The sequence below is a fragment of the Salicibibacter cibarius genome (assembly GCF_016495725.1).
In the GTDB taxonomy this organism is placed as follows: Bacteria; Bacillota; Bacilli; order Bacillales; family Marinococcaceae; genus Salicibibacter; species Salicibibacter cibarius.
Genome location: NZ_CP054705.1, coordinates 2,561,047 through 2,585,485 on the forward strand (window position 1 = coordinate 2,561,047; position 24,439 = coordinate 2,585,485).

The 24,439-nt window shown below is 43.9% G+C and carries 19 protein-coding genes; all 19 read right to left on the minus strand.

Annotated elements, in window-relative coordinates; all coding sequences use genetic code 11:
* Positions 1-57: 57 nt before the first annotated feature.
* On the minus strand, positions 58-819 hold the full coding sequence (locus tag HUG15_RS13195) for an enoyl-CoA hydratase/isomerase family protein (protein WP_200123548.1): 762 nt from the start codon (positions 817-819) through the stop codon (positions 58-60).
* A gap of 110 nt (positions 820-929) precedes the next feature.
* Positions 930-2,147: an MFS transporter gene (locus HUG15_RS13200; RefSeq protein ID WP_200123549.1), complete on the minus strand. Its 1,218-nt coding sequence runs from the start codon at positions 2,145-2,147 to the stop codon at positions 930-932.
* Positions 2,144-3,940, minus strand: coding sequence for an acyl-CoA dehydrogenase family protein (locus HUG15_RS13205; protein ID WP_200123550.1), 1,797 nt, complete (start codon positions 3,938-3,940; stop codon positions 2,144-2,146). Before HUG15_RS13205 ends, HUG15_RS13200 begins: the two co-directional genes overlap by 4 nt.
* A 191-nt stretch (positions 3,941-4,131) precedes the next feature.
* Positions 4,132-6,285 (minus strand): acetate--CoA ligase family protein, encoded by a 2,154-nt coding sequence (locus HUG15_RS13210; protein ID WP_200123551.1) that lies wholly within the window; start codon positions 6,283-6,285, stop codon positions 4,132-4,134.
* 21 nt (positions 6,286-6,306) lie between these two features.
* Positions 6,307-8,211: a TRAP transporter permease gene (locus tag HUG15_RS13215; protein WP_200123552.1), complete on the minus strand. Its 1,905-nt coding sequence runs from the start codon at positions 8,209-8,211 to the stop codon at positions 6,307-6,309.
* A 33-nt stretch (positions 8,212-8,244) separates the two neighbouring features.
* Positions 8,245-9,417: a TAXI family TRAP transporter solute-binding subunit gene (locus HUG15_RS13220; protein ID WP_200123553.1), complete on the minus strand. Its 1,173-nt coding sequence runs from the start codon at positions 9,415-9,417 to the stop codon at positions 8,245-8,247.
* A 770-nt stretch (positions 9,418-10,187) separates the two neighbouring features.
* Positions 10,188-10,592 (minus strand): MaoC family dehydratase, encoded by a 405-nt coding sequence (locus tag HUG15_RS13225; RefSeq protein ID WP_200123554.1) that lies wholly within the window; start codon positions 10,590-10,592, stop codon positions 10,188-10,190.
* A gap of 18 nt (positions 10,593-10,610) precedes the next feature.
* Positions 10,611-11,063, minus strand: a complete 453-nt coding sequence (locus tag HUG15_RS13230; protein WP_200123555.1) for a MaoC family dehydratase N-terminal domain-containing protein — start codon at positions 11,061-11,063, stop codon at positions 10,611-10,613.
* A gap of 21 nt (positions 11,064-11,084) precedes the next feature.
* On the minus strand, positions 11,085-12,266 hold the full coding sequence (locus HUG15_RS13235) for an acetyl-CoA acetyltransferase (RefSeq protein WP_246516340.1): 1,182 nt from the start codon (positions 12,264-12,266) through the stop codon (positions 11,085-11,087).
* Between the two features lie 12 nt (positions 12,267-12,278).
* Positions 12,279-13,691, minus strand: a complete 1,413-nt coding sequence (locus HUG15_RS13240) for a 3-oxoacyl-[acyl-carrier-protein] synthase III C-terminal domain-containing protein (protein WP_200123556.1) — start codon at positions 13,689-13,691, stop codon at positions 12,279-12,281.
* 22 nt (positions 13,692-13,713) lie between these two features.
* A complete protein-coding gene (locus HUG15_RS13245) occupies positions 13,714-15,225 on the minus strand; it encodes a class I adenylate-forming enzyme family protein (protein WP_200123557.1) in 1,512 nt (503 codons plus the stop codon).
* 175 nt (positions 15,226-15,400) lie between these two features.
* The gene (locus HUG15_RS13250; protein ID WP_200123558.1) at positions 15,401-16,603 is read right to left on the minus strand and encodes an acyl-CoA dehydrogenase family protein; all 1,203 of its coding nucleotides are present in this window, start codon (positions 16,601-16,603) and stop codon (positions 15,401-15,403) included.
* A 22-nt stretch (positions 16,604-16,625) separates the two neighbouring features.
* Positions 16,626-18,335, minus strand: a complete 1,710-nt coding sequence (locus tag HUG15_RS13255) for a class I adenylate-forming enzyme family protein (RefSeq protein ID WP_200123559.1) — start codon at positions 18,333-18,335, stop codon at positions 16,626-16,628.
* Between the two features lie 27 nt (positions 18,336-18,362).
* Positions 18,363-19,676 (minus strand): TRAP transporter large permease, encoded by a 1,314-nt coding sequence (locus tag HUG15_RS13260; protein ID WP_200123560.1) that lies wholly within the window; start codon positions 19,674-19,676, stop codon positions 18,363-18,365.
* The gene (locus HUG15_RS13265; protein WP_200123561.1) at positions 19,677-20,192 is read right to left on the minus strand and encodes a TRAP transporter small permease subunit; all 516 of its coding nucleotides are present in this window, start codon (positions 20,190-20,192) and stop codon (positions 19,677-19,679) included.
* A 69-nt stretch (positions 20,193-20,261) separates the two neighbouring features.
* Positions 20,262-21,284: a TRAP transporter substrate-binding protein gene (locus HUG15_RS13270; RefSeq protein WP_200123562.1), complete on the minus strand. Its 1,023-nt coding sequence runs from the start codon at positions 21,282-21,284 to the stop codon at positions 20,262-20,264.
* A 140-nt stretch (positions 21,285-21,424) separates the two neighbouring features.
* The gene (gene fadH / locus HUG15_RS13275) at positions 21,425-22,216 is read right to left on the minus strand and encodes a 2,4-dienoyl-CoA reductase (protein ID WP_200128978.1); all 792 of its coding nucleotides are present in this window, start codon (positions 22,214-22,216) and stop codon (positions 21,425-21,427) included.
* A 48-nt stretch (positions 22,217-22,264) separates the two neighbouring features.
* Positions 22,265-23,179 (minus strand): SDR family NAD(P)-dependent oxidoreductase, encoded by a 915-nt coding sequence (locus HUG15_RS13280; RefSeq protein ID WP_200123563.1) that lies wholly within the window; start codon positions 23,177-23,179, stop codon positions 22,265-22,267.
* A gap of 18 nt (positions 23,180-23,197) precedes the next feature.
* Entirely contained in the window at positions 23,198-24,340 is a 1,143-nt protein-coding gene (locus tag HUG15_RS13285) for an acyl-CoA dehydrogenase family protein (protein ID WP_200123564.1), read from the minus strand.
* Positions 24,341-24,439: the final 99 nt, after the last annotated feature.

Below are 24,439 nucleotides of genomic sequence, written 5' to 3' on the forward strand. Positions count from 1 at the left end.
GAAATTACAAATGTATCCATTTTGCCAAGTTTAATATTGATGGTTGAAAACCTATTTTTATTTCTTTTTTGAAGCAAGAAATTCATCCAAACGATTTTGGGGAACATCTGTCGTAAATGAGAGAGCAAACTGATCAATACTATCTTTAATGGCAATGTCCAATGAACAGTTCTGCCACGTTTCAAACAGCTGTTTTTGAGTGGCAATTGTCTGTCGATCGTTTTTTCCAATTTTTCTGGCCAAAACCTCTGCCTCACCTATCAAATCTTCTAATTTGACGACTTTGTTTATAAAGCCACGGTCATTGATTCGATCAACTGATACACTTTCACCGATTAATAGCATTTCTTTAGCCAAACTTAAGCCAACATGTTGCTGGAGCAGTACAGAGTCAAGGACAGATGGAATACCAAGATTAATTTCCGGCATAGCAAACATTGCATTTTCGGATGCAACTCGCAGATCCGCAGCCATTGCAAGCTCCATAGCGGCGCCAATGCAATATCCATTAATCGCCACAATAACAACTTGCGGCATCGTCCTAACGATTTGAAAAACTTCTTTCAACTCTTCCATAAGTCCGCGTGCACTTTGTGGAGTCAGTCCATTAAATTCATCCACATTCATACCTGCACAAAAGGATTTTTCACCCATCCCGGTAATGATAACGGATGTTATTTGATCATCCTTACTGATTTCACGCATATGTGAACCTAACTCACGGACTGTACTGCGATGTAAGCTGTTTAATTTTTGAGGATTGTTCAGTGTGATCCTCTCGGTATTTTCTTTACGTTCATATAATAAATGCTCTGTCATTTCAATGCCCTCCCGACCTATTATCAGGCCCGACTTCGGCCACTTGCGTTTGCGTGCCCCAAAAGGAAACCCATTCATCCCGATTGCATCATCTCCTCAGGCTTATATTCCTATTTTCGTTTAAATGTATTGCTTAAATATAAGGAAACGATACTCGCGGCTACTAATAAAATGCCCGTGACTCCAAAAGACACCAGATGCGTGCCGTAGGTATCATATCCCCACCCCCCGAGCCAGGAACTTAACATCGCTCCAATTTGGTGGCCGAAGTATGTCCAGCCATATAACAATCCGACAAGTCTCACCCCATATACATCCGACAATATCGCGGAAGAAAGGGCAATGCTGCCTGCCCAAACGATGCCGGCTATGGCTGCCACCAAATATAGCTGCCAAGTGACCGTAACGATAACCAGCGCGACCATTCCCAAACCCCTAACAAAATAAATTAAGGCGAGCAAGTGCTTACGTTGCACTTTGTCTGAAAGAACACCTAAAAACAGCGTACTCGGGATAGCGACAATACCGATTAAACCAATCGCAAATGAAGCAGTGATCGGTGCAAATCCATGATCCTGCAGCATCGGCACACCATGAGTGCCCAAGAGATTCATGCTAAACCCGCATGTAAATAAACCAAATGCGATAAGCCAAAATGGGGGTGTAGCTATCGCTTTTTTCCAAGTCAGTGCAGGGCTTGGATCTTGCGGGGCATTTTGTTTTACATCCGGGAGTGACGCACTTTCCGGCGGATGGTCTCGGATAATGAATATGGTGGTCGGAACGATGATAATAAGAAAAGCTGCGCCAAACAATAAGATGGTTGCCTGCCACCCAAACCGTTCAATTAAAAATGAGAACACCGGAGTCATGATGGCGATGCCGGCCATGGAGCCAGTAGATAAATAAAACAACGCTCTGCCTCGAAGCTTCGTAAACCAGCGGCTAATGATCGGTGTAAGTGCCACCGGGCTCGTAAAAGCAAGCCCGAATGATAAAAAGACACCGAATGCCATGAAAAAGTTTAACGGATGTTGCGCCAGGACGGTCCATACACAAGAAATGGTGACGATTATAATCCCTAAAATAAGCACCATATTTGTGCTATATTTTTCTACCAGATAACCCGCGATTGGCATACCGATGCCATACACAATCATTCCCACCGCGATGATCGTTGACAACTCGGTACGGGTGAAATTTAAATCTTCCATAATAGGCAGAACAAATGGGCCAACACCCATTCGCATGCCAACTGTCAACAACGTAATGACGGCAGCAGCCCCTACAATGTTCCATCCAAAATACCATTTTGGAATTATAATCATCCCCTTGTTTCGGTATACTCAAGTGCTTGCAACAATCCATCAACGATGTCCGTGGGAATCTCCTCCCAATCAATGACTGTGTCCAGCCATTCACTTACCGACTGATCAAACAAGGTGAGATCGTCTGCAGCTTTGATATAGCGATGATAATAATGAAGGCACAGAAATAGCTTACGGTAATTACCATTAACGTTTATATCGTGCTCTGCTTCTTCCAGCAATAAACTTGCAGCAATAAGATGATACATTTGCTCCATAAAGCGCCTGGCCGCTACATTATGTGTACGTGTTTGTTCTTGCGAGATTTTGTCCATGTGCCCGGAAATAACACTTGTACGTTTCTGGATGAGCTTTGCCGCGCGTTCAGTATAAGCATTCTCCAACCCTGAAAGCCGCTGTTCAAAATGATGAAATAATGTACTGCCTGCATCTTCCTTGCGAATCGCCCTTAATACATCAAGGGAAACAATATTTGTCGTTCCTTCCCAGATGGAACCCAAATGGGCATCGCGCACGAGTCTCGGGTTTACCCAATCTTCAATATATCCATTCCCGCCCCGAATTTCCATGGCCTCGGCAGTAACATAACGAGCACGCTTACAAATATAACCTTTCAGTAAAGGCGTTAGAATGCGCAATGATTTTTTGGCATCTTCATCACCATTATCCGACTTATCAAACACATTCGCTGTAAAAAAAATCATGGATGCGGCTGCTTCTGTATCGAGAAGCATTTCGAAAAGACCTTCCCGCATCAAAGGCAGCTGACTGAGTTGTTGACCGAAAGCCAGTCTTCCTCTTGATGCCACAATCGATTCCAAATAGCTGCGTCTCATCAATGCTGCTGATCGAACGGCATTGGAAAGGCGTGATGAATTAACCATGGACATCATCTGCTTAAAGCCATTTTCTATGCTTCCAACGACATATCCAACGGCTCCTTCAAAGGTGACCTCCCCTGAAGCCATGTCTTTTGTTCCGAGCTTATCTTTTAATCGATTGATGCGAAAGTCATTGTGCTCACCATTTTCTAATCTTTTAGGGACCAAAAACATTGCAAGACCTTTTGATCCTTGTTGCGCTCCCTCGGGACGGGCGAGAACTAGCGCTATGTCAGCTGACACGTTGGAACAAAACCACTTATCTCCCGTTATCTCCCAGTGATTGCCAACTTGCTTCGCTGTCACTGTATTGGCGCCAACATCGGATCCGCCCTGTTTTTCTGTCATAAATTGGCCGGCTGTCCAAAGCTCATCCATATCGGTGCTTGTCAATCGAGGTAAGTATTTTTCTTTTATTTCATCGCTTGCAAACTTTTCAAGAATAGTTGCTGCCGAGTCCGTCATACTCATTGGACAACATAGGCTAAATTCACCTTGGGCAAATAAGTACCAAAATGAGTATTTTAAAACTCTGGAAAAAGGAGTCTGCCAATTCATCACACCTGGGCGATGGGACATTGCTGGAAGTCCAAATTGGCCATATCCGATCTCTTCCAACCTAAGATATGAAGAGTGATACTTTACATGGTTTACTTGTTCCCCTTTTTTATTATAAGAAACCAATTCAGGAGGATTGCGATCCGCATCGTGTGCCAGTTTATCCACTTCATTGCCCGCTGTCTCCCCCAAATCTCTCAAAAGCGGGTGTACTTTTTCATATTCATCTTCCGATACGTAGTAGCGAAGTAAAAATTCCATATTTGGGTCTGTTTCAAAAAAGTTGAGCCCATGTGCATCATGCATACCCTGAACGACTGCTTCCGGTTTTGGGACTTGACAATGTTTTATCATTCTCGATCATTCCTTTCTGGTATTATCTCCCCGTAAACTGCAGTGCTCTTTAAAATTTTCGGACTGGAAGCATATATCCTGCCCTTGCAATTCCATCTCCAATAAGGTTTTCAAACCCTTGTTCAAATGTTCGTTCATCATCTTTTTCGCCATACCTCTGGCAGCTATCGCTTTCTTCTCTAACTTTCCAGCTATATCAATGGTTTTGCTTTTGCCACAGTCTCTTCATTTTGTTTCCATACAATAATGCCATCTAAAGCCGCAATCCCTTTGCCGTCTTCAAATACCCATAGTGGGTTAATATCCATCTCCTGAATTCGCTCTTGATGGGTTGAAGCAAATTGGGAAATGCGCACAAGGGCATCTGTCAATGCCTGAATATCCCTCGTTGTTCCACCTCTGACCCCTTCGAGAAGAGGATAACCTTTCAATTCTTTTAACATCGCAAAAGCTTCTTTATCAGTAATAGGAGCGCGGCGAATCGATATGTCTTTCAATACTTCTACGAAAATACCTCCCAAACCACACACAATCAAAGGCCCGAACTGAGGGTCTTCCTTAACACCTATAAACATCTCAACGCTTTCGTCCTGTAACATCTCCTCAGCAAGAATACCCTCAACATCCGCATCAGGGTTATACACGTGTAAGGAAGAAACGATAGATTCATAAGCTTCTTCCAGTTCGGCAGCATCTTTGATGTTTGCTTTAACACTGCCGGCGTCTGTTTTATGCAACACATCTTTGGAGATTCCTTTACAGACGACCGGATAGTGGACATTCGTTTTTACTTCCTGCAAGTGTGCACGATCTTTAATGAGCGTGCCTCGCGGAATCTTTATCCCTAAAGAATCTAGTTCTTTTTTGACACGAACTTCAGTCCAAATGCCGGTTGCATCTATATTCTCTTCTATTTGCACGCCACCATCCTCGAATTGATCTGGCTCTTGTCCCCGGCTAAAACGAGAGAAGTTTGATAAATGTTTGATCGCAAACATTGTTTTATAAGACGTCGTATAAACAGGCACATTTGCTTTTTCCAAGATCGTTCGTCCCTCACCTGTAATCTCCGCCGTTCCCGTGATCGTCACGATAATTGGCTTAGCGGTAGTCTTATCAATTTCGGCGACTTTTTTGCATATTTTTTGGCCTAACTCTCCCCCGAATGTCGTTTGAATGACGATGACATCTACCTCATCTTCATTGATCAAAACCTCAAGGGTGTCTGTGAAAATATGTTGCTCCTTCAAAGCCTGTGCCGTTATATCAATCGGATTTAATGCAGATCCGTAGGACGGGATAATTTCCTCTACTTTAGCTTGTGTTTCATTAGGCAAACGGACGAGTTCTAATCCGAGGGGTTCACTGTAATCCGCCATGGCAATGCCAGCTGCCCCGGAATTGGAAATGGTTACAACTCGATTTCCGTTTGATTGCTTTCCACGGGAAAAAACTTTCATTAAATCAATCATGTCGTCGACATCATTGGCAGTTACCAAACCGTATTGCTTAGCGATTGCCTGGAACGTTTCATCAGACCCTGTTAACGAAGCGGTATGGGACATCGCCGCTTTTCTTCCTATTTCTGAGCGACCGGCTTTTAAGACAATGAGCGGTTTTTTTAACGTTTTGGCCCTTTTCGCCAATCGAATTAACATTTCGCCATCAGGAATCCCTTCCAAATACCCTGCCACAACATCTGTATCCCCATCTTCCAGCATGTAGGCGATACAATCCAATGTATGAAGGTCGATCTGATTCCCAGTATTAATAACGTGAGAGAAACCTATGTTTTCCTCTTGGGCCAACCCGAAAAGGGAGAAACCAAGGGCGCCGCTTTGAGAGGCGAACCCTACGTTCCCGGAAAGAAAACCTTCCTTTGTCTCAAACGAAGTTGAAAAGCCGAGCGGAATGCTTTTCTTCACATTTAACAAACCTATACAGTTAGGGCCTAAAATCGTTATCCCCGCTTTTTTAGCTTTTTCCAGCACTTCTTCTTGCAATCGTTCACCCTCTTCACCGATTTCTGCAAAACCTGAACCGAAAAGAATCACACTGCGGACATTTTTTTGCTCGCATTCGGAGAGAATTTGCATCATTCTTTTAGAAGAGACGGCGATTAAAGCAACGTCTACTTCTCCGGGAATGTCGAGAAGGCTAGGATAGCAGGTAAAGCCTGCTATCTCCTCGTACTTCGGATTTATCGGGTAAATTTGCCCTTTAAATTGATGTCGAATTAAATTTTTCATAGGTTTTCCGCTGATGGATGTAAAATCTTGGGATACTCCTACTATCGCTATCGATTCAGGGTTCAGTAATCGTTCGATGGCTTCTCTTTTAGACATATTGAAACCTCCTTGTTAATGTTACCTTTGACTCACGTTTTCTTCCGTTGTATTCCCTATCTTCTTGCTTATATAAGTAATAACATAAAAGATTATCAACATTGTAACGACAATCATATTTACTGCGAAGTTAGGAACTAGCATCGCGATACCACCAATAGAGAAAATGACCCTGTGAATCATTGTCATGCTGCCATAGCCAATAAGATATCCTTGCAACGCGGATGCAATAAGGAAGACGCCGACCAATGCCGTACCGATGCTAAGTAGCGATTCCGTCAATGTGCCACTCCAAATTAATGCAGGTTGGTACACAATGAAAAACGGGATGAAAAACGTAACGATACCCAATTTTGTCGATACAACTGATGTTTTCAATGGGCTCGAATTTGCTATTCCGGATGCCGTAAACGAGGCAAGCGCGACAGGCGGTGTAATGTAAGATGCAGTTGCCCAGTATAGAACGAATAAATGGGCCGCAATAGGATCAACACCAACCCCTACTAATGCAGGAGCCAACACAATAGCTAAAAAGATATAACTTGCAGAAACGGTCATCCCCATACCGAGAATGAAACTTGTGATCGCGCCGGCAATCAATAGCAGTAAAAGATTATCACCTGCCATCATAACCAGTTCTCTTGAGAATGAGAAGGAAACGCCTGTTGCAGAAAAAGCTCCTACGATTAAACCGACACCCGCAATCAAGGAAATAATTTCTCCAAGCACTTTGCCAGTGTCCACGATCATATCTCCGAGATTCTGCAAACTAAAACGTGTAGACTTCCGTAATGTAGCCAAAATAAGAATTAAAGCGCTGGCATAGTACGGCGCTTGTCCCTCCGATTGAATAAACACGAGAACGAGAATCAGCGTTATCATGCTTGCCAGGTAAATCCAACCTTGGCTTAAAGTCTTTAACACCGGTGGCAACTCCCTTTTCGGAATCCCGCGTAAATCATGTTTGGCAGCATAGCCATCTACCTGGAGAAACACAGCTATAAAATACAAAGCTGCCGGAATGGCCGCCGCCACTACAATTTCTAAATACGCAACGCCGACGAACGATGCCATAATAAAAGCGGCAGAACCCATGATAGGCGGTGCAATCGTTCCACCGGTTGATGAGGTTGCTTCAACGGCCGCCGCATACTCGGAATCGTATCCGGATTGCTTCATCGCTGGGATCGTCATTTGACCGGTCGTCACGGTATTTGAAATCGCACTCCCGCTTAACATCCCAAAAAATGCGCTCCCCGCAACGGAAACTTTCGCCTCTCCACCTCTTTGACTACCAAAAACCGACTGCGCCAACTTGAAGAAAAACGTACCTCCTCCGGTATGTGTGAGAATCACGCCAAACACTAGGAACCCAACAACCAATGACCCCACCGTATCCAAAGGAACACCAAGCACACTATTTGTACTCATGATATGGTTATTTGCCAAGGTAATAAAGTCGAAGTTTTGCCCTTGTAAAAAATACACCGGGATCACATGGGCAAAAAGCGGATAAATCGATATGATACCGCAAATGGCAAATAAAATCTTCCCTCCGGCCCGGCGTAATATTTCAAGAACAAGCACCCATAGTACAACCGCGGCAATGGTCGGTGCTACCGGTGCCACCCAGTCCCATCCTTCCAAAATAATGCGCTCACTGTTGAGGCCTAAATAAAGGGTTGCGACAAGTGTCAACGCAAAACAGATAACATCGTAATAACGAATGGAGGTATCTGTTTTCTTAGCTGGCAACACTAGGAATGAGATTGACATAAATGTGGCAAGTAAATAATATAAATATTCATTTTGTAACGGAGCAAATCCGAATAATCGTAGATAAAAAACATGATTAACGGATAATAATACCCCTAAAAGCGTCGCGATGATAACAATGACTTTCCAAGGTCCGTGTATACGATTCAAAACCTATCCCTCCATTCTAAGTTAGACACTTCTCTAGAAGTCCTCCGGCACTAGCTCTTCTTTTCGCTCTAACCAGTGCTCCTCTTGTTCGTCCTCGGATAGATTCATATCTTCTGCTTCCTCCTGAACAATAGTCCACGCTTCTTGAAGCTGTTCCTGACGCTCAATTAAGGCATCATTCTCTTCTTGCTTCTCTTCATCCCATATTCCAATTTCTTCAAGATATTGGATGGAACCTTCATGATAAGGCACGCCCATTTCTGCCGGACTCGCAACGATTTCATCAGGGTGATAGGTCCACATATTGGCGGTCGCCCCTTCATAGTTCTCGTACTGCTCGACCATAGATTTCGTAAATGCATACATATCTTCCTCATCTTGGTCTGCATATCCAGCAAACAAATAAGCATGTCCTAAAATTTCATTCACATCGGTCATCCCGGCACCATCATCTATTTCTCTTGGATTAAACCAGGATGCAACGTCATGAACTCGATCCCATCCTTCTTCATCGGACGCCGGCATTTGCAACCAGCGAATCCCGTCAAGGCTATCCGCTTCAAACATCCCTCCGGCTAATGGATTGATCGACGCAACATCAAGTTCACCTTGAATTAGCGCCTCTCCTTGTCCCCCATAATCGTTAAATTCAACGACATCGACGTCATCAAAGGTCAATCCGCCGAAAGCAAGTATAGACTCTGTCTTTATATTAATGGACGTATTTCCGCTAATATGAGGAACGCGCATTCCTTCCAAATCTTCAATTGATTCGATATTTGAGTCCTCGCGCACAGCTATACCAAATGGGGCAATCGGTGCCCATATGGCGCGCATATCTTGAGGACCCCAGCCTAGATGGAAAAATTCCTCCGTCCCTTCAAATGCAAACTTAACTTCATCTCCAATTTTGCCGACATCCGCATCTCTTAAATAAAGAGGCATCATGCGGCCAACACCACTTGAAGATGGAAGCATGCGTATTTGCGTGCCATATGCTTCTGTAATCTCATTGGCCACAGCAGACGCCTCTGCATATCCCCCGGCATTAATATCATATACACTCCACACCATATCTTCCGGCATTTGTTCACCATTTTCGCCTATTTCAAGCGTTTCCGATGAAGCTCTTGGATTCGAACAGCTTGATAATATAAATCCCACCACTAACAGCAAAATAAAAACGCTAGAACGATGATAGTTCAATAGTCGCACCTCCTGAAGTTGTGTTTTTAAATTGTTGGCAACTATAATTCTCTTTGAAAAAATATTATATTTTTAGTTTCAATTTATGGAATCGCTTCCAAATAAGATAAGCGCATTTTATATACCACAATAATTTTTGTCAATAAAAATTAAAACCCTTTCAAACAGTTCTTCCGATTAAAAGGGTAGTCTTTTTTATTTTCTGTAATAGCTCCTCTGCTCTCATTGCTTCACTTAATCTCGTTCCTTACCACAGCGACATATATACCGGATTGCGTTGCTCTGAATCGGTCTTTGGTGACTGCATTTTAATTTCCTTTTTATGTACGTCCTTCGAGTCACTTTCTTTACAGGTCAAGAAAGGGTGATCATATGCACCCCGGAAGCCTCAAAATCAGAGCAGCCGCTACTCCCCGGCGATTACGATTATTTCTCTTTATCCCGGTGATGAGCACCCGATTCATTCAACTAACTGTCAGAGTAAAATCCGTCCTCTGATAAATTCCACTTTATTTTACTTATGAATTGTCAAATAAACTAAGGCAGGTGTGATCACCCAAGGTTTTTAACCATGATTCACATTCCAACCAGCCCGGTTGGAGCACTTTTTCAATCAGCTCAACCCGATTCCCGTTCCTAAGGAGCGCTATTAGATACCCAATGATCGCCTTTTTTGTTTTTGTTGGACGTTAACTGTGTGGTTGGATACCCTTGGGTAAGATTTTTCCCTCTGTTCGGGTCTTAACCGGGTGAATAGTGACAAATGGAAATCATTTTGCTGGGAGTTCACATTCGAATTTCCCTTTTACTTTCACTTCCCCATCCTGATTCACCGCTTGAACTTCACCCACAACCCGATGATCATCTTTCTTTTCCAAAATAGAGCCTTCGACCCGTATCTTGTCACCGGGATAAGTCATCTTTTGAAAGCGCACATTAAATTTTTTCACGTTTTTTCTGGGCATCCATGTAGTCACACCCTCGGCCGCCATCCCCATAATCAGCATTCCATGAGCGATCAAACCGGTTCCGGCTTGCTCGCCAACGTCTTCATCCGTGTGCAATGGATTAAAATCCCCGGAAGCACCGGCGTATTTCACCAATTGCACTCGCGTTATCGGATCTTTTTCAATCACCGGCAACTGCTCGCCAACTTCTATATCTTCATAGAACATAATATCTCCTCCTATTGATCAATGTCGTTCAATAGTTGTGCTTCTGGCAATGGCAACTTTTTTATCATGTTGATTGGTATAGATGTTTTCAGTCGTTATTAGATTCATTCCTCCGGAGGCACCTTCTTTTACTCTTACATCAATCACTTTAGAAGTAACGGTTACATGGTCCCCCGCATATATATCACCGATGATTTCATACTCCTGTTCTCCGTGAAGAACCTTCACCGGGTTTATATCGAGCACTTCCACCTTCTTATCAAACGTATATCCACCCCACAAATCAATCGCTTGCAAGAACGTTAATGGAATAGGAATCCCTTCAAACCCTTCTTTTTTAGCCGCGTCCTCACTAAAATAGATAGGATTGTCATCTCCAATTGCCATTGCCAACTCCTTAATTTTTCCTTTCTCTACATCAAAATGATACGGCTCAAGTTCCAAGCCGATTAATTGTTGTTTGTCCGACATTCTGAAACCTCCTCGAAAACTTTAGCCTAATTCTTTTCCTACGATGGAAAGAAAAGAAACACATTCCCACGGCCGTCCGCCTAAGTTATGGGTTAATCCAAGTTTTGGATGTTCGATTTGACGTTTTTCCGCCTTTCCCTGAAATTGCTTATACATTTCATACAACATTCTCAGTCCGCTTGCTCCAATGGGATGGCCAAACGATTTCAAGCCTCCATCGGGATTGACGGGAAGGTCCCCATCCAAATCAAATTTTCCGTTTAAAGCATCTTTCCAACCTTCGCCTCTTTCGCTAAATCCCAAATCTTCATAAATGACTAATTCGGTCGGTGTAAAACAATCATGAACCTCCGCCATACTGATTTCTTTTTGCGGATTTTTAATTCCCGCTTGTTTATAAGCCGTCGTTGCCGCGGCATTGTTTTCCTTAATGCTTGTAAAATCAAAATCTTGGTGGATCGCTCCAACACCTGTGCCTGCAGCAATCGTTAAAGCTTTCACATACATGGGATCGTGTCGGTATTTATGAGCATCTTCTGTCCGAACGATCACCGCGGCAGCGGCCCCGTCAGACACCCCGGAACAATCAAAAACCCCTAAAGGATCGGCAACCATGGGCACGTTCATGATTTTATCCATTGGCACTTCCTTTTGATACTGCGCCTTCGGATTCAACGCACCGTTTTTATGGTTTTTCCATGCAATGCGAGACAGTACTTCTTTTCCCTGTTCAGGAGTAAGTCCATACTTTTCAAAATAAGCGGGCGCTAAAAACGAAAAAGCAGCAGGGGCGCTGATATTGGGCCGGGTGCCGTCCGGATCCGGATCTGTATTGGGCAGACCGCTGAACCCGGAATCCTTCAATTTTTCAACCCCTACCGCCAAGACGACATCATATGCTCCGGAAGCCACGGCATAACAGGCATTTCGGAAAGCTTCCGAACCGGAAGCACATTTATTTTCCACTCTCGTGACGGGAATAAACCCGGTTTTGAGCGTTTTGGAAACCATTAACCCTGAGCCCGACGTCAACAACGTTCCAAACCATGCCGCGTCTAAATCTTCGGATTCAATTCCTGCATCTGTAAATGCTTCCACGGATGCATCTAAAATCATGTCTTCCGGACCTTTATCCCACTTTTCTCCAAACTGCGTACAACCCATGCCGACGACGGCAACTTGATCCGCGATGCTTTTTGCCAATGTCGAACCCTCCTATCGTTTTGGCCGAACTTTCCACGTATAATTATGGATACTTCCTGCTTCATAAAGATGTCTAAACGTCATCTCAACTTCCATCCCTACCGCCAATTGATCCAAATGATAATCGACCATTTCACAAATCATGCGGCCGCCACCTTCAAAATCGATCACATTAAACGTGGAAGGCGGATCCGGAGAGACCGCTAAGTAGTCGGAGGTATACGTGACCACTTTCCCTTTTTTGTCCGTAAATTTATAAGGTTCCATTTGCTGGATTGCTCCACATTCCGCGCAAACGTGCTGTTTAGGAAAGAACGGGGTTTCACAAGACGTACAGACGCTTCCGTACCCTTCTAGATTTTGCTCTTGATGTCGATACATGGCAGGAGCGGAAGGCTGCGGAATCTCCGGACGCCGACCAGCTTCCGTCGGGAGCATGTTTTTCCATTTCAAATAAGTTGTATAGGGAAGGTTGTCTCTTTTTGATTGCAATTGTTTTGCAAATCCCATACGCGGAGCATATGAACGGATGTTTTCTGTTACTTTAAATAGCATAGCGTCACTGCCCGACCCATAGGTGGCCATTACAATCAAATCGCCCGGATGTGCTTCTTCCAAACAGTCTACGAGTAACATGGGAGCCTGCGCAGTGCTGCAATGGCCGATGCGATTTTCATGGCCGGACACAACCTGATCATCGGAAAATCCGAGCGTAGCCGCCAGTTTTTTCTGATACCTTTCCTTTGGTCCTGCCAGAATCACCTTCGAGATATCAGTCGTCTGTAGGTCGTTAGATGTTAAAAGGTCATGAACAGCATCGGACACGAGTTGGTTATAACCGCTTTCAACGCCGAAGCGCTCTTCCCACGATTTAAGGAAATCATCCGCAGAAGATCGCCATTGATCGGTAATATCTACCGTAATGCTCTTGCTGTCTTCAATCGTTGCCAAGACGTTTTCCGTTCCGATCAAAAATGCGGCAGCGCCATCCCCCAGTAACGATTCAAACCCTCCCTGAGCTCCGCCTACCCGCGTATCTGAAGCTGTAACTAACACGCTTTTCTCTCCTGATTTCACAGCATCTGCAGCGGATAATAGTGCTCCGGAAGCTGCCCGAAGTGAGTCGGTCACGTCGGTTGAACGGATGTTCCGCTTAAAATCCAGCGCTGACCGAATAATGGCGGACGATTGCTTCTCCTTGTATGGGGGCGTGGTGGACGCGAAGAAAACGACATCTGCATTGAAATTGCCCGCGTCCGCCTTTGCATCTATGGCCGCTTCTACTGCCATCGACAAACTATCCTCATCGTGGTTTGCGACTGCCTTCTCACCGGAACCTCCTTTTTCCCCGTATGCCTCCGCGATGACTTTCTTTTTTAATCGACTAAATGGAATGTACGCTCCATAGCCTGTAATCCCAACCACATGGATCCCCTCCCTTGTTTCATTAACGTTTAGTGCCCGTCTGCTCCCAGTACGGTTGCCGCAATTCCCTTTTAAGTATTTTGCCGGATGCATTCCGTGGCAGTTCATTTACAAAGTCTACGATCTTTGGTTTCTTATAACTGGCAAGGTGTTGCTTCACAAAATCAATAACGGCGTCTCCTTTTAGATCGTTATTTCTCGATACGATAAAGGCTTTGAGCGACTCACCCCATTTCTCATCCGGAACACCGATGACAGCCGCTTCTTTTATATCGGGATGTTTGTAAAGCACTTCTTCAATTTCTTCCGGAAAAATATTGACGCCACCGCTAATGACCATATCTTTTTTTCTGCCGACGATATAGATGTAACCGTCATCATCTTTTGTCGCTAAATCCCCGGCCGTTATATAATCATGATGGAAGACTTTTGCCGTCTCTTCCGGGCGATCAAGATATCCTTTAAAATAGTACGGGTTTTTTGTGTAGATCGTTCCGACTTCACCGGTTGGTACTTCATTTCCCTCATCATCCAAGATTTTGATGTCGTTAAACGGGGCCGCTTTACCGGCTGATTGGGGCCGTTGCAACTGTTCATGTGGATATAAAAGCGTGTTGACACCGGTCTCGGAAGCTCCGTAAAACTCATATAGGCCTGCATTTGCGAATTCGGACGTGATTTTTTCTTTTATTCTTGTTGGTAACGAAGAGCCTCCTGAAATCATGGTTTTCACGCTGCTAATGTCATAACGTTCTTTCGTTCGTTCATCCAGGTCCAATACAAAGTTGTACATGGTAGGTGCCATAAACATATTAGTCACTTGATATTCGGATATATGCTTTAACACTTCTTCGGGATCAAATTCTTTCATTAATACAACAGTACCGCCCATCACGAGCTGCGTAAGTAAAAACACATGGGGAGCTGAATGGTAAATAGGACCGGCTACTAAATGGACACCACCCGTGCCGATGCCAAATTCGACAGCGTTAATCAATATGAGCATGCCTCGTGATTCATGCGAAACGACACTGCCTTTCGGTGTGCCCGTCGTTCCGGACGTGTATCCAATATAATAAATATCCTGACTCTCAAGCTCGATTTGCGGTTTGTGATTGGGTTGAAGGTTTAATTCCATGGATGCAAAATTGTCGATGTTAAAATAATCGCTCACGCCAATATGAGCTTTCAGGTTTTCTACTATATCAAGGTATTCTTCGGAAAAAAATAATCCCCTGGGTCGACAATGCTGTAACAAACCCGCGATTTCTTCTTCGGTCATGCGATAATTAATGGGTGTAAAAGAAACCCCTGCTTTCGCAGCCCCGATAATGATAACGGGGTATTCGATATGATTCTTCGCCACAATCGCGATCCGATCATTTTTCTTATATCCCATACTCATTAATAGATGAGCAACCTGGTTCGTTCTTTTTTCCAATTCCCGGTGGCTGATAGACTGTCCTTCGCAAATAATAGCAGGCTTTTCGCCTAAATGAGCACAATTTAATGTGTACAATTCACCGACATTCATTGTTCTCCTCCTCTCGACTGCTAGTGTTCTGCCCCCCAACTCGGAATGGCTGATAAACCATTTGTTTTAGCTGATATATTGCAACATTTGGCTGATATCGAGGCGTTTTTGACTGATAAACATGGAACGCGTGTCCAGATTCTCATCTATTTCCACCAATTTCTGAACACACCTCTTACCTTATATCACTGCTAAGTTCAAAGCGCCTTGGAATATTATGTCTGTTCGCGTCTTTCCAATCCAAGGCATCTTCGGCGATCAGCACCCGTTGAATGTTGGCTGAACCCTCGCCCGTGTGCAACATGTTGGCGTAATTCAAAAATTTCATTACCGGGTATTCATCAGCGAGGGCATACCCGCCAAAAATTTCGAACGCCGATTTCGCCACTTTTGTCGTAATCTCAGCAGCGAAGTATTTGGAATGGGCGCTTTCCCTGGTCGCCGCTTCCCGATTGTCTTTCAGAAACGCGCTCTTGTGGACCATCAGTCTTGCTGCCTCTGTTTCCACAACCATGTCCGCGATTAAATGTTGGATCATTTGATATTCACCTATTTTTTGGCCACCGACGACTCGCTCATCACAATAGTTCAACGATGCATCGATACAACCTTGGGCGATCCCGACAAGGCGTGATGGAACCGTGAGTCGCCCATAATCCAGCGCGTTCATGCAAATTTTAAACCCTTTTCCTTCTTCCCCGAGCAAGTTCTCCTTTGGAATTCGATAATCATCGAAAAACACTTCGCAACTGCGAACTGCATTCCCTAACCCGCTCATTGCAATGGGACGTGCTTCAAAACCTGGGCGGTCCGTTTCGATGATAAAAGCCGAAATACCTTTATGTCCGGCATCAGGCTCCGTTTTCGCAAAAAGGACGCCGACATCTGCTTCATTCGCGAATGTAATAAATACCTTTTGGCCGTTGATCACGTACTCGTCCCCGTCACGTCTGGCCGTCGTTTTCATTGCACCTGCCGCGTCGGAACCTCCGCCCGGTTCCGTCAAGGCAAACATACCGATCGTATTTGCCATGATTAAATCCGGAACATATTTTTCAATTTGTTCTTCTGTTCCCCAATTCAGAATCGTAAACGGGCACGTCATCGCTTGCATATTGAAGCCATAGGAAATAGCAGGATAGACCCGGGCAATTTCCTCAGCAATGAGAGCTAGGTTTAAAAAACCCAGTTCCGAACCACCATATTTTTCAGGAAAACAAGCACCAAAAAAACCTTGTTTTCCCATCGATCGCAAAAGATCTTTCGGGAACGCCCCGTTGCTCTCATATTTTTCGATATTCGGAGCGATTTCTTTATTCGCAAAATCAGCCGCCAGTCTTTTGACTTCCTTGTTTTCTTGCGATAGATTAAAATTCATGCTATATTCCTCCGTTTTGAGTTTAACGATGGCTTTGTGCTGCTTTTTCTTTTAAAGCTCGTTTTAAAATTTTGCCTGCACCGGTAATCGGAAGCTCTTCTTCGATATATACGTCTCGAATTTTTTTATAAGGAACGACTTGTTTATTTATATCAGTCATGATTCGTTCTTTGGTTGACACAATATCCAATGAATCAGGCTTCGATTTTAATATAACGAAAGCGATTGGAATTTCAACACTTTCCTCATGAGGGACTCCAACAACAGCGGCATTGGCTACCAATGAATGTTGCATCAATAGTTCTTCCAGCTCCCTCGGATAAACGTTGTATCCTTTGTGAATGAGCATATCTTTCTTGCGATCAACGATATAGAGATAGCCATCTTCATCCAACTGTCCGATATCGCCTGTTCTTAACCAACCATCCTTTAACACTTCTTTGGTTTCTTCAGGCTTTTTATAGTAACCTTTCATGATTTGGGGGCCTTTGGCACAAACCTCCCCGGAACACCCGATAGGAAGAGGCTCATCGGAATCATCCGCTACGATTTTGATATCGGTATCAAAAACCGGCATGCCAACGGAGCCTAATTTTCGGAGCCCCGACTTGTTCCCCGGGTTTGAGGTGTGCATCATCGAAGCTTCGGTTAAGCCGTAGCCTTCTGATATAATCGCGTTTGGAAACAGTTCATGTAAGCGCTGTAACACTTTTTTAGAAATGGGGGCTGCACCGGAACGAACTTGACGAACGGAAGTAAGGTCGCGATCATTAATGCTCTCAGCATTGACAAGGGCACTAAACATCGGCGCTGATCCGCCAATCGTTGTTATTCCATACTGTTCGATGGCATCTAAATAATCTTCGGGTTGGAAACGCGTGTGCAATACAATTCTGGCTCCTTGCAAAATTAAATTATTCATGTAACCTAACGTCCCCATCGCGTGATACCAAGGGGAAATGTTCAAGACTGTCCCGGTGCCTACCGGTACCGGAAATTCCTCTTTAGAAATTTCGGACGCAGAATTAACGATAAGCCCGCCATCTTCCACGTCATGCAAGAGCCCACTCGACCAACAGCATGATTGAATGATGTTACACACCGCCTTATAGTGGGTGATCATCACACCTTTGGATCGCCCCGTCGTCCCGCCTGTATAGGCGATATGCGCCAAATCCCGTTTAGGTTCGATATCCACCTCCGGACATTTAGGTTCATAGTTTGATAGCAAAGCTGATAACCGATACCAATCATCCGGCCATTCTTCAGTCTCATCATCCTTTTCACCTGTTAAGACAACTATGTCTATCACGGTCTCCGGTAAAACTTTCCTCAATGTATCTGCAGCTGTCTCGTGTGTCACTATAGCCCGCGCTTCACAATCTTTTAATTGATGACTTAATTCACGCCCCGTGAGCATCGGATTGACCGGAGAGAAAATAGCCCCATTCATCATTATACCGTAATATGCGATCATATATTGAGGACAATTCGGCATATGAATGGATACGACATCCCCTTTGCGGATTCCTAACGTATGCAAAGCATGGGCAAACCGTAAAGTTTGATCATATATCTCTGCAAATGTCCAATTTTGATCCTTAAAAGTTAGCGCGACTTGATCCGGAAAACGGTTCGCAGACCCTTTTAAAATAGAGTGCACGGGCAATTCAGGAAAATCCATGCTTTTTGGAAGCCCTTTCGGCCAATTGCTATACCATGGTTTATTCATAGAAACATAACCTCCTAAACGAGTGAGTTAATTCATAAAATTATCAGGTAGCCAAAGTGCGATATTCGGAAATACCATAACGAGAATGATGACTAAAATATACAAACCTACGAAAGGCCAGACGGAAACGTACAATTCACGAATACTAATGTCAGGTGCAACACCTCTGAGAACAAATAGATTAAACCCAAAAGGCGGCGTCATATAACCCATGCACATTGTTATAATGAACAATACACCAAACCAGATAGGATCAAAATCCAAACCTGTAATTACCGGCAAAAATAGGGGAGCTGTCATCAATAAGATCCCTGCTGGATCAATAAACATACCCAGGATAAAAAAGATGAGTAATATCCCTACCAAAATCAACCAGCGATTAACATCCAAACCTGTAATTGTCCCGGCAAACCAATCACCTACACCAGAAACCGTTACGATTCTGGCATAAGCCGTTGCACCTATAAGGAGCCAAAACACCATCCCGTTAATGCGTACTGTCATCATAAACATTTGCTTAATATTGGACCAGTTCATTTTTTTCTTAATACCGGCACTAACAACGGCTCCCATCACGCCCACCGAAGCAGCTTCCGTAGGTGTGGCTACCCCAGTGTATATTGTACCTAACACTAAGATAATGATGCTTACAGGTAATAGAATCCCTTTTAGTGATGTTAATTTTTCTCCAAATGTAAACCGATTCGCCTTGTCTATTGACGGTCCCATCTCCGGTTTAATATAGCAAACGATAAGGACATACGCCATAAAAACCAAAGTCGCTAAAATCCCTGGTCCAATTCCTGCGAAAAATAAAGCTGCCGTAGAAACACCAGCTTCCGAAGCGTATAAAATCATGATGATACTTGGAGGCAACAATACCCCTAGAGATCCTCCAGCCACAATTGTGCCTGATATGAGCTTACTATCATATCCTCTTTTAAGCATGGAAGGCCGTGCCGTCACACCAAGTGTGGCCGTTGCCACCGTTGCTATGCCTGTCATTGAACCAAATATAGAGGAAACAACATTTGTGCCTGCGGCTAAACCTCCCTTTATTCCGCCCAACCAACGATAAATCGCTTCGTACATATCTTCTGCTAAATCACTGTATCTCAGTATGGCAGCCATTAATATATATAACGGCAATGCCGATAACGTGAATTCAGAAACCTTACCAAATGAACCCAGGACAAACCCGTCGACGCTGGACAGACCATCCCAAAAGAAAAAACCAAAAATGAGCGATAATCCACCTAATGTGAATGCAACCGGTATCCCCAGTCCCATAAAGAGGAGAAGTGATCCAAACAGTATTAAAGCGACAATTCCACCATCCACTTAGGACTCCTCCTCCCATAACTTATTTCCGGTGAAAACAGTGTACATATCATTAATGACGTCTATCAGCGCTTGAATCGCTAACAATATCCCACCGATTGGCACCATTAACCATTGGATCCACATGAAAATATTTAAACCCGTAGAAGCTACTGCTTCTAGTTCCATTAGATGCAAAACCATTTCTCCGCCTATGATTATAAAGGCAAACGCGATTAAAAATATGAATAAAGCAGTAACGAGATCAACCATGCTTTTTTTTCGCTCTGAAAAATTTTCATAAAAGAAATCAATTCGCACATGACCTTTATGTAACAAGACATAACCGCCTGCTAAAAATGCAGAAAGCCCTGTAAACCAAACGGATAAATCAAACCCCCATTGTGTTTGATTGTTAAAAAAATACCGGGCGATCACATCATAAAACAATAAAATGGCCATTAATGAGATAATAGCACCAATCACCCACAACATTTTATTATTAATCGCGCGAACAATTTTCACAAACGTATACATGTGCTCCCCTCCTTAATCCGGTAATAAAGGTAAAGGAAGCAATATGCTCCCTTTAATAAAAGTCCTCATTTAATCCATGCGATCCTCTAAAATTTCTACCATCCTTGCAGTATCTTCGTTAATCTCAGCAAAATCTTCATATAGCGGTGTACTGCTTTCCTGAAAAGCTTCTATTTCTTCATCCGTGAGTTCATTTACCTCTACATCATGCTCTACCGCCGTATCTAACGCCTCTTCTGTCAACTGTTGGGATCCCTCGATTGCTTTTTCTTCCATTTCCTCTCCAACTTCCAAAACGGTCTCCTGTAAATCATTTGGAAGTTGTTCCCAGCTTTCCATGCTAATCGTAGTCATACAGACAATCGGATCGACAATACCCGGACTAGTTGCATAATCCACTACTTCATGATAATTATGCGTATCCAATGTATATAAAGGATAGATTGTTCCATTCATCATCCCACGTTGCAACGCTTCATACATTTCCGTGGCAGCGATGTTAGAAGGAGCTACATCCAAGTCGTTAAACCAGTCTAAATATAGTCCGGTAGGTAACCTCATATTTGTATCACCCATTTCTTCCGGACTCCTAATCGGTTCATTCGTCATTAAGGACTGTGAACTTGTGGGCCAATAAAACAACACCTTAGCGCCGTATTCCTCCATGTTTTCTTCAAAAATGTCCCCGAATTCTGTCTCTCGCATTAAATGCATCGCGTCTTCCTCTCCCTGTGTTGCAAAGGGAAGCCAAAGAGCATCATTCGTCGGCACAAGGTCACCCCAATAGGGTCCATGCCCTCCCATGTCAACGGTTCCGGACGCTAATGCGTCAAGCAATTGATCTTCCGGTGCTAATTGGTTGCTATAGTAATAATCTATCTCTAAACGGCCATCCGTTTCTTCCTCAATTCTTTCTGCAAATGTTTCTACCGCGTAATGCTTCGGCTCATAATCATATTCTGAAGGCGGAAACGTAATATTATAAGTAAGTGTATATGTTTCTTCTTCCGAAGTAGCGGACGGGCTACTACCACAGGCAGAAATAAATAATAATAGTAAAGATAAAATTAATAACATTCTTATTTTACTCATCATAACCCCCCTTCGTTTCATTGCGGTAATTCTTAGACAAAAAGTCAGTCACTCACTGACGGGGAATATCGGTGGTAAAAGCAAGGCTAAATTCATTTATACTGTCCTGGATAGCTATATCCAAACCTCATCCCATCAGCTTACAAGTCATCCTTATATCTCCCTTTGTTCAACCAGCTCCCACCATCAATAACATGATTTGCCCCTGTCACATAACTTGCATAATCACTGACTAGGTAGGATGCTAAGTTTGCCACTTCCTGACGTGTCGACAGTCGGTGGGCCGGGACATTTTTTAATATCTCTTCCTCTTGTTCCGGACTTGCCCACAATTGACTAACTGCGCCAGTATCCTCCGTTGGTCCCGGGGTGATCATATTCACACGTATATTATGAGGCGCCCACTCAACAGCTAATGTTTTTGTCAATGCTGATACGCCCGCTTTTGCTGCGGCTGAGTGGGCAGTTAATGGCCCACCGGTCCAAGCATAAGTTGCTCCCACGTTTAAAATTGCCCCTGATGTGCCTTGGGCAATCATTTGTTTAGCGACACTCTGACTGCAATACCAAGTTCCATTCAAGACGATATTAATGACGGTATTCCATGCATTCGTTGACATATCGATGGCTTTAACGAGAAAATTTCCGGCGGCATTGTTGACTAAAATATCTATTCTCCCGAATGCCGATACAGTTTCGATCACCATTCTCTCCACTTGATCCGGTTCCCGGACGTCTACTTGTATGGTCTTAACCTTTGTTCCATACTTTTCAATTTCTTTTTTTGCTTCGTCCAACTTTTCCTGTTTGCGGCTCGCGATGACAATATCGGCACCCAAGCGTGCATATTCCTTAGCCATCGCTTCGCCGAGACCTGTTGCTCCTCCTGTGACAATAGCAACTTTTCCTTTTAAACTTCCTTCCGGTAGCATCGGTTGTTTATATTGCTCTGCTGACACATGAATCCCTCCTTTTTAAAATCACACCAATGGGTTATAAGGAAATACATCGGATGAAACATCAAGGGATGTGAAGTCGTTTTTAAACGCTTCCTTTACCGTGTTGCCTATATCTTCAACGCTCCACCCTTCGGAACTATAGGCAGAACGAATCGGTCGTGGTTGCGAAAACAGCATAATTTCTTTGCCGCGAACGCCAAAGATTTGACCGGTCACATCCGCTGCATCATCACTTCCTAAGTACGATACGATGGGAGCGATATGGGCAGGAGTCATTTCTTTCAATTTTCCCACCCGCTGCTCTTGTTCTTCATTTTCCGTTGGAATCGTGCCGATGAGACGACTCCACGCAAACGGGGCGATCGTATTGGCCGTAACGTTATAACGGGCCATATCAAGTGCCGTCACTTTCGTTATCCCGGCGATCCCCAACTTCGCCGCACCGTAATTGGCCTGTCCGATGTTTCCGATGAGTCCGGAAGTAGAACTGAAGTTAATAAAACGCCCGCTTTTTTGTGCCTTAAAATGTGGGGCAGCCGCACGCGTCATATTGAATGTCCCTTTTAAGTGGACGCCGATAACGGTATCCCATTCTTCTTCTGTCATATTAAAAATCATGCGATCTCTTAAGATGCCGGCATTATTGACGACGATATCAATACTGCCGAAAGCATCAATCGCCTGTTGCACCATTTTTTGGCCATTTTCGAACTCCGCGACAGAATCGTAATTCGCAACAGCTTCTCCTCCTGCTTCTTGAATATCAGCAACTACTTGATCAGCAACTTTAATGTCTTTTCCTTCTCCACTTGCTTCACCACCCAAATCATTGACAAGTACTTTTGCACCTTCACTTGCCATCAGCAAAGCAACTTCACGTCCGATCCCCCGTCCTGCGCCTGTCACAATCGCCACTTTGTCATCTAAATGTCCCATGTTTTCCCCTTTCAAATCTTACAATTTCATTTGTCTTGCGATGATTAATTTCATGATCTCCGTTGTTCCGGCCGCGATTGTGTCCATACGGACATTGCGGTATCGGCGCGCAATCGAATACTCCTCCATGTAACCGTTGCCGCCGTGCAGCTGCAAACAATGATAGGCGACGCGATTGGCCATTTCCGTAATCCACCATTTCGCCATTGACACTCTTTTTATATCTTCTTCGCCTTTGAGATGCCCTTCCAGCAATTGGTCAAGTAACGTTCGTCCCAGTTCAATCTCTGTCGCCATCTCGGTGATTTTAAATTGATTATGCTGAAATTTACTGATCGGCTTCCCGAAGGCCGTTCTTGTTTGACAGTAATCGATGGTCATTTCCAACATCGTTTCCGCATCTGTTTGGCTTCTAATAATCTGAATCAGACGCTCTTGCTGCAATTTTTCCATCATGTATTGAAAGCCCTTACCCTCTTCGCCAATCAAATTACCGACGGGCACGCGGCAATCTTCGAAAAATAATTCCGCAACTTCAGATGTGTTACGACCCAATTTATCCAATTTTTTTGCTTTAATGAATCCAGGTGTTCCATCTTCCACAGCGATTAAACTAATGCCCTTATGGGGCGGATCAGCTTTTGTGTCCGTTTTACACGCGACCAGTACCATTCCGCAATTCATACCATTCGTAATAAACACTTTTTGCCCGTTAATAATGTAATCATTTCCTGATTTCTTCGCCGTCGTTTGGATGCTGGCCAAATCAGACCCGGTATTTGGCTCCGTCATGCCGATCGCCAGCGGCAATTCCCCGGATACACACTTGGGAAGCCATTTTTCTTTCTGCTCTTCAGTCCCGTGACTGGCAATATACGGGGCCACAATATCACTATGTAAGCTTGTAGCCATGTCAAACCCGATTTTTGCCATTTCCTCGATTGAAATAACCGAGTATTCAAAACCTACGCCGGCTCCTCCATATTTTTCATCTACCCATGGACATAGAAATCCATGTTCACCGAATTTCTTCCACATCTCTTTTGGAACGGATTTTTCCTTATCCCATTCTTCGAGATTGGGGACTACCTCTTTCTCCAAAAATCGCCGTAATGATTCGCGGAATATTTGATGTTCGTCGGTGTAAACACTTAAACCCATATTGATATCCATCCTTTCTGTTTTGCCGGCTATTGTATACAATTTGTTTAAAATTAATGAAGAAAGCGTTTTCAATGTTTGGTGTTATTTTACATACTA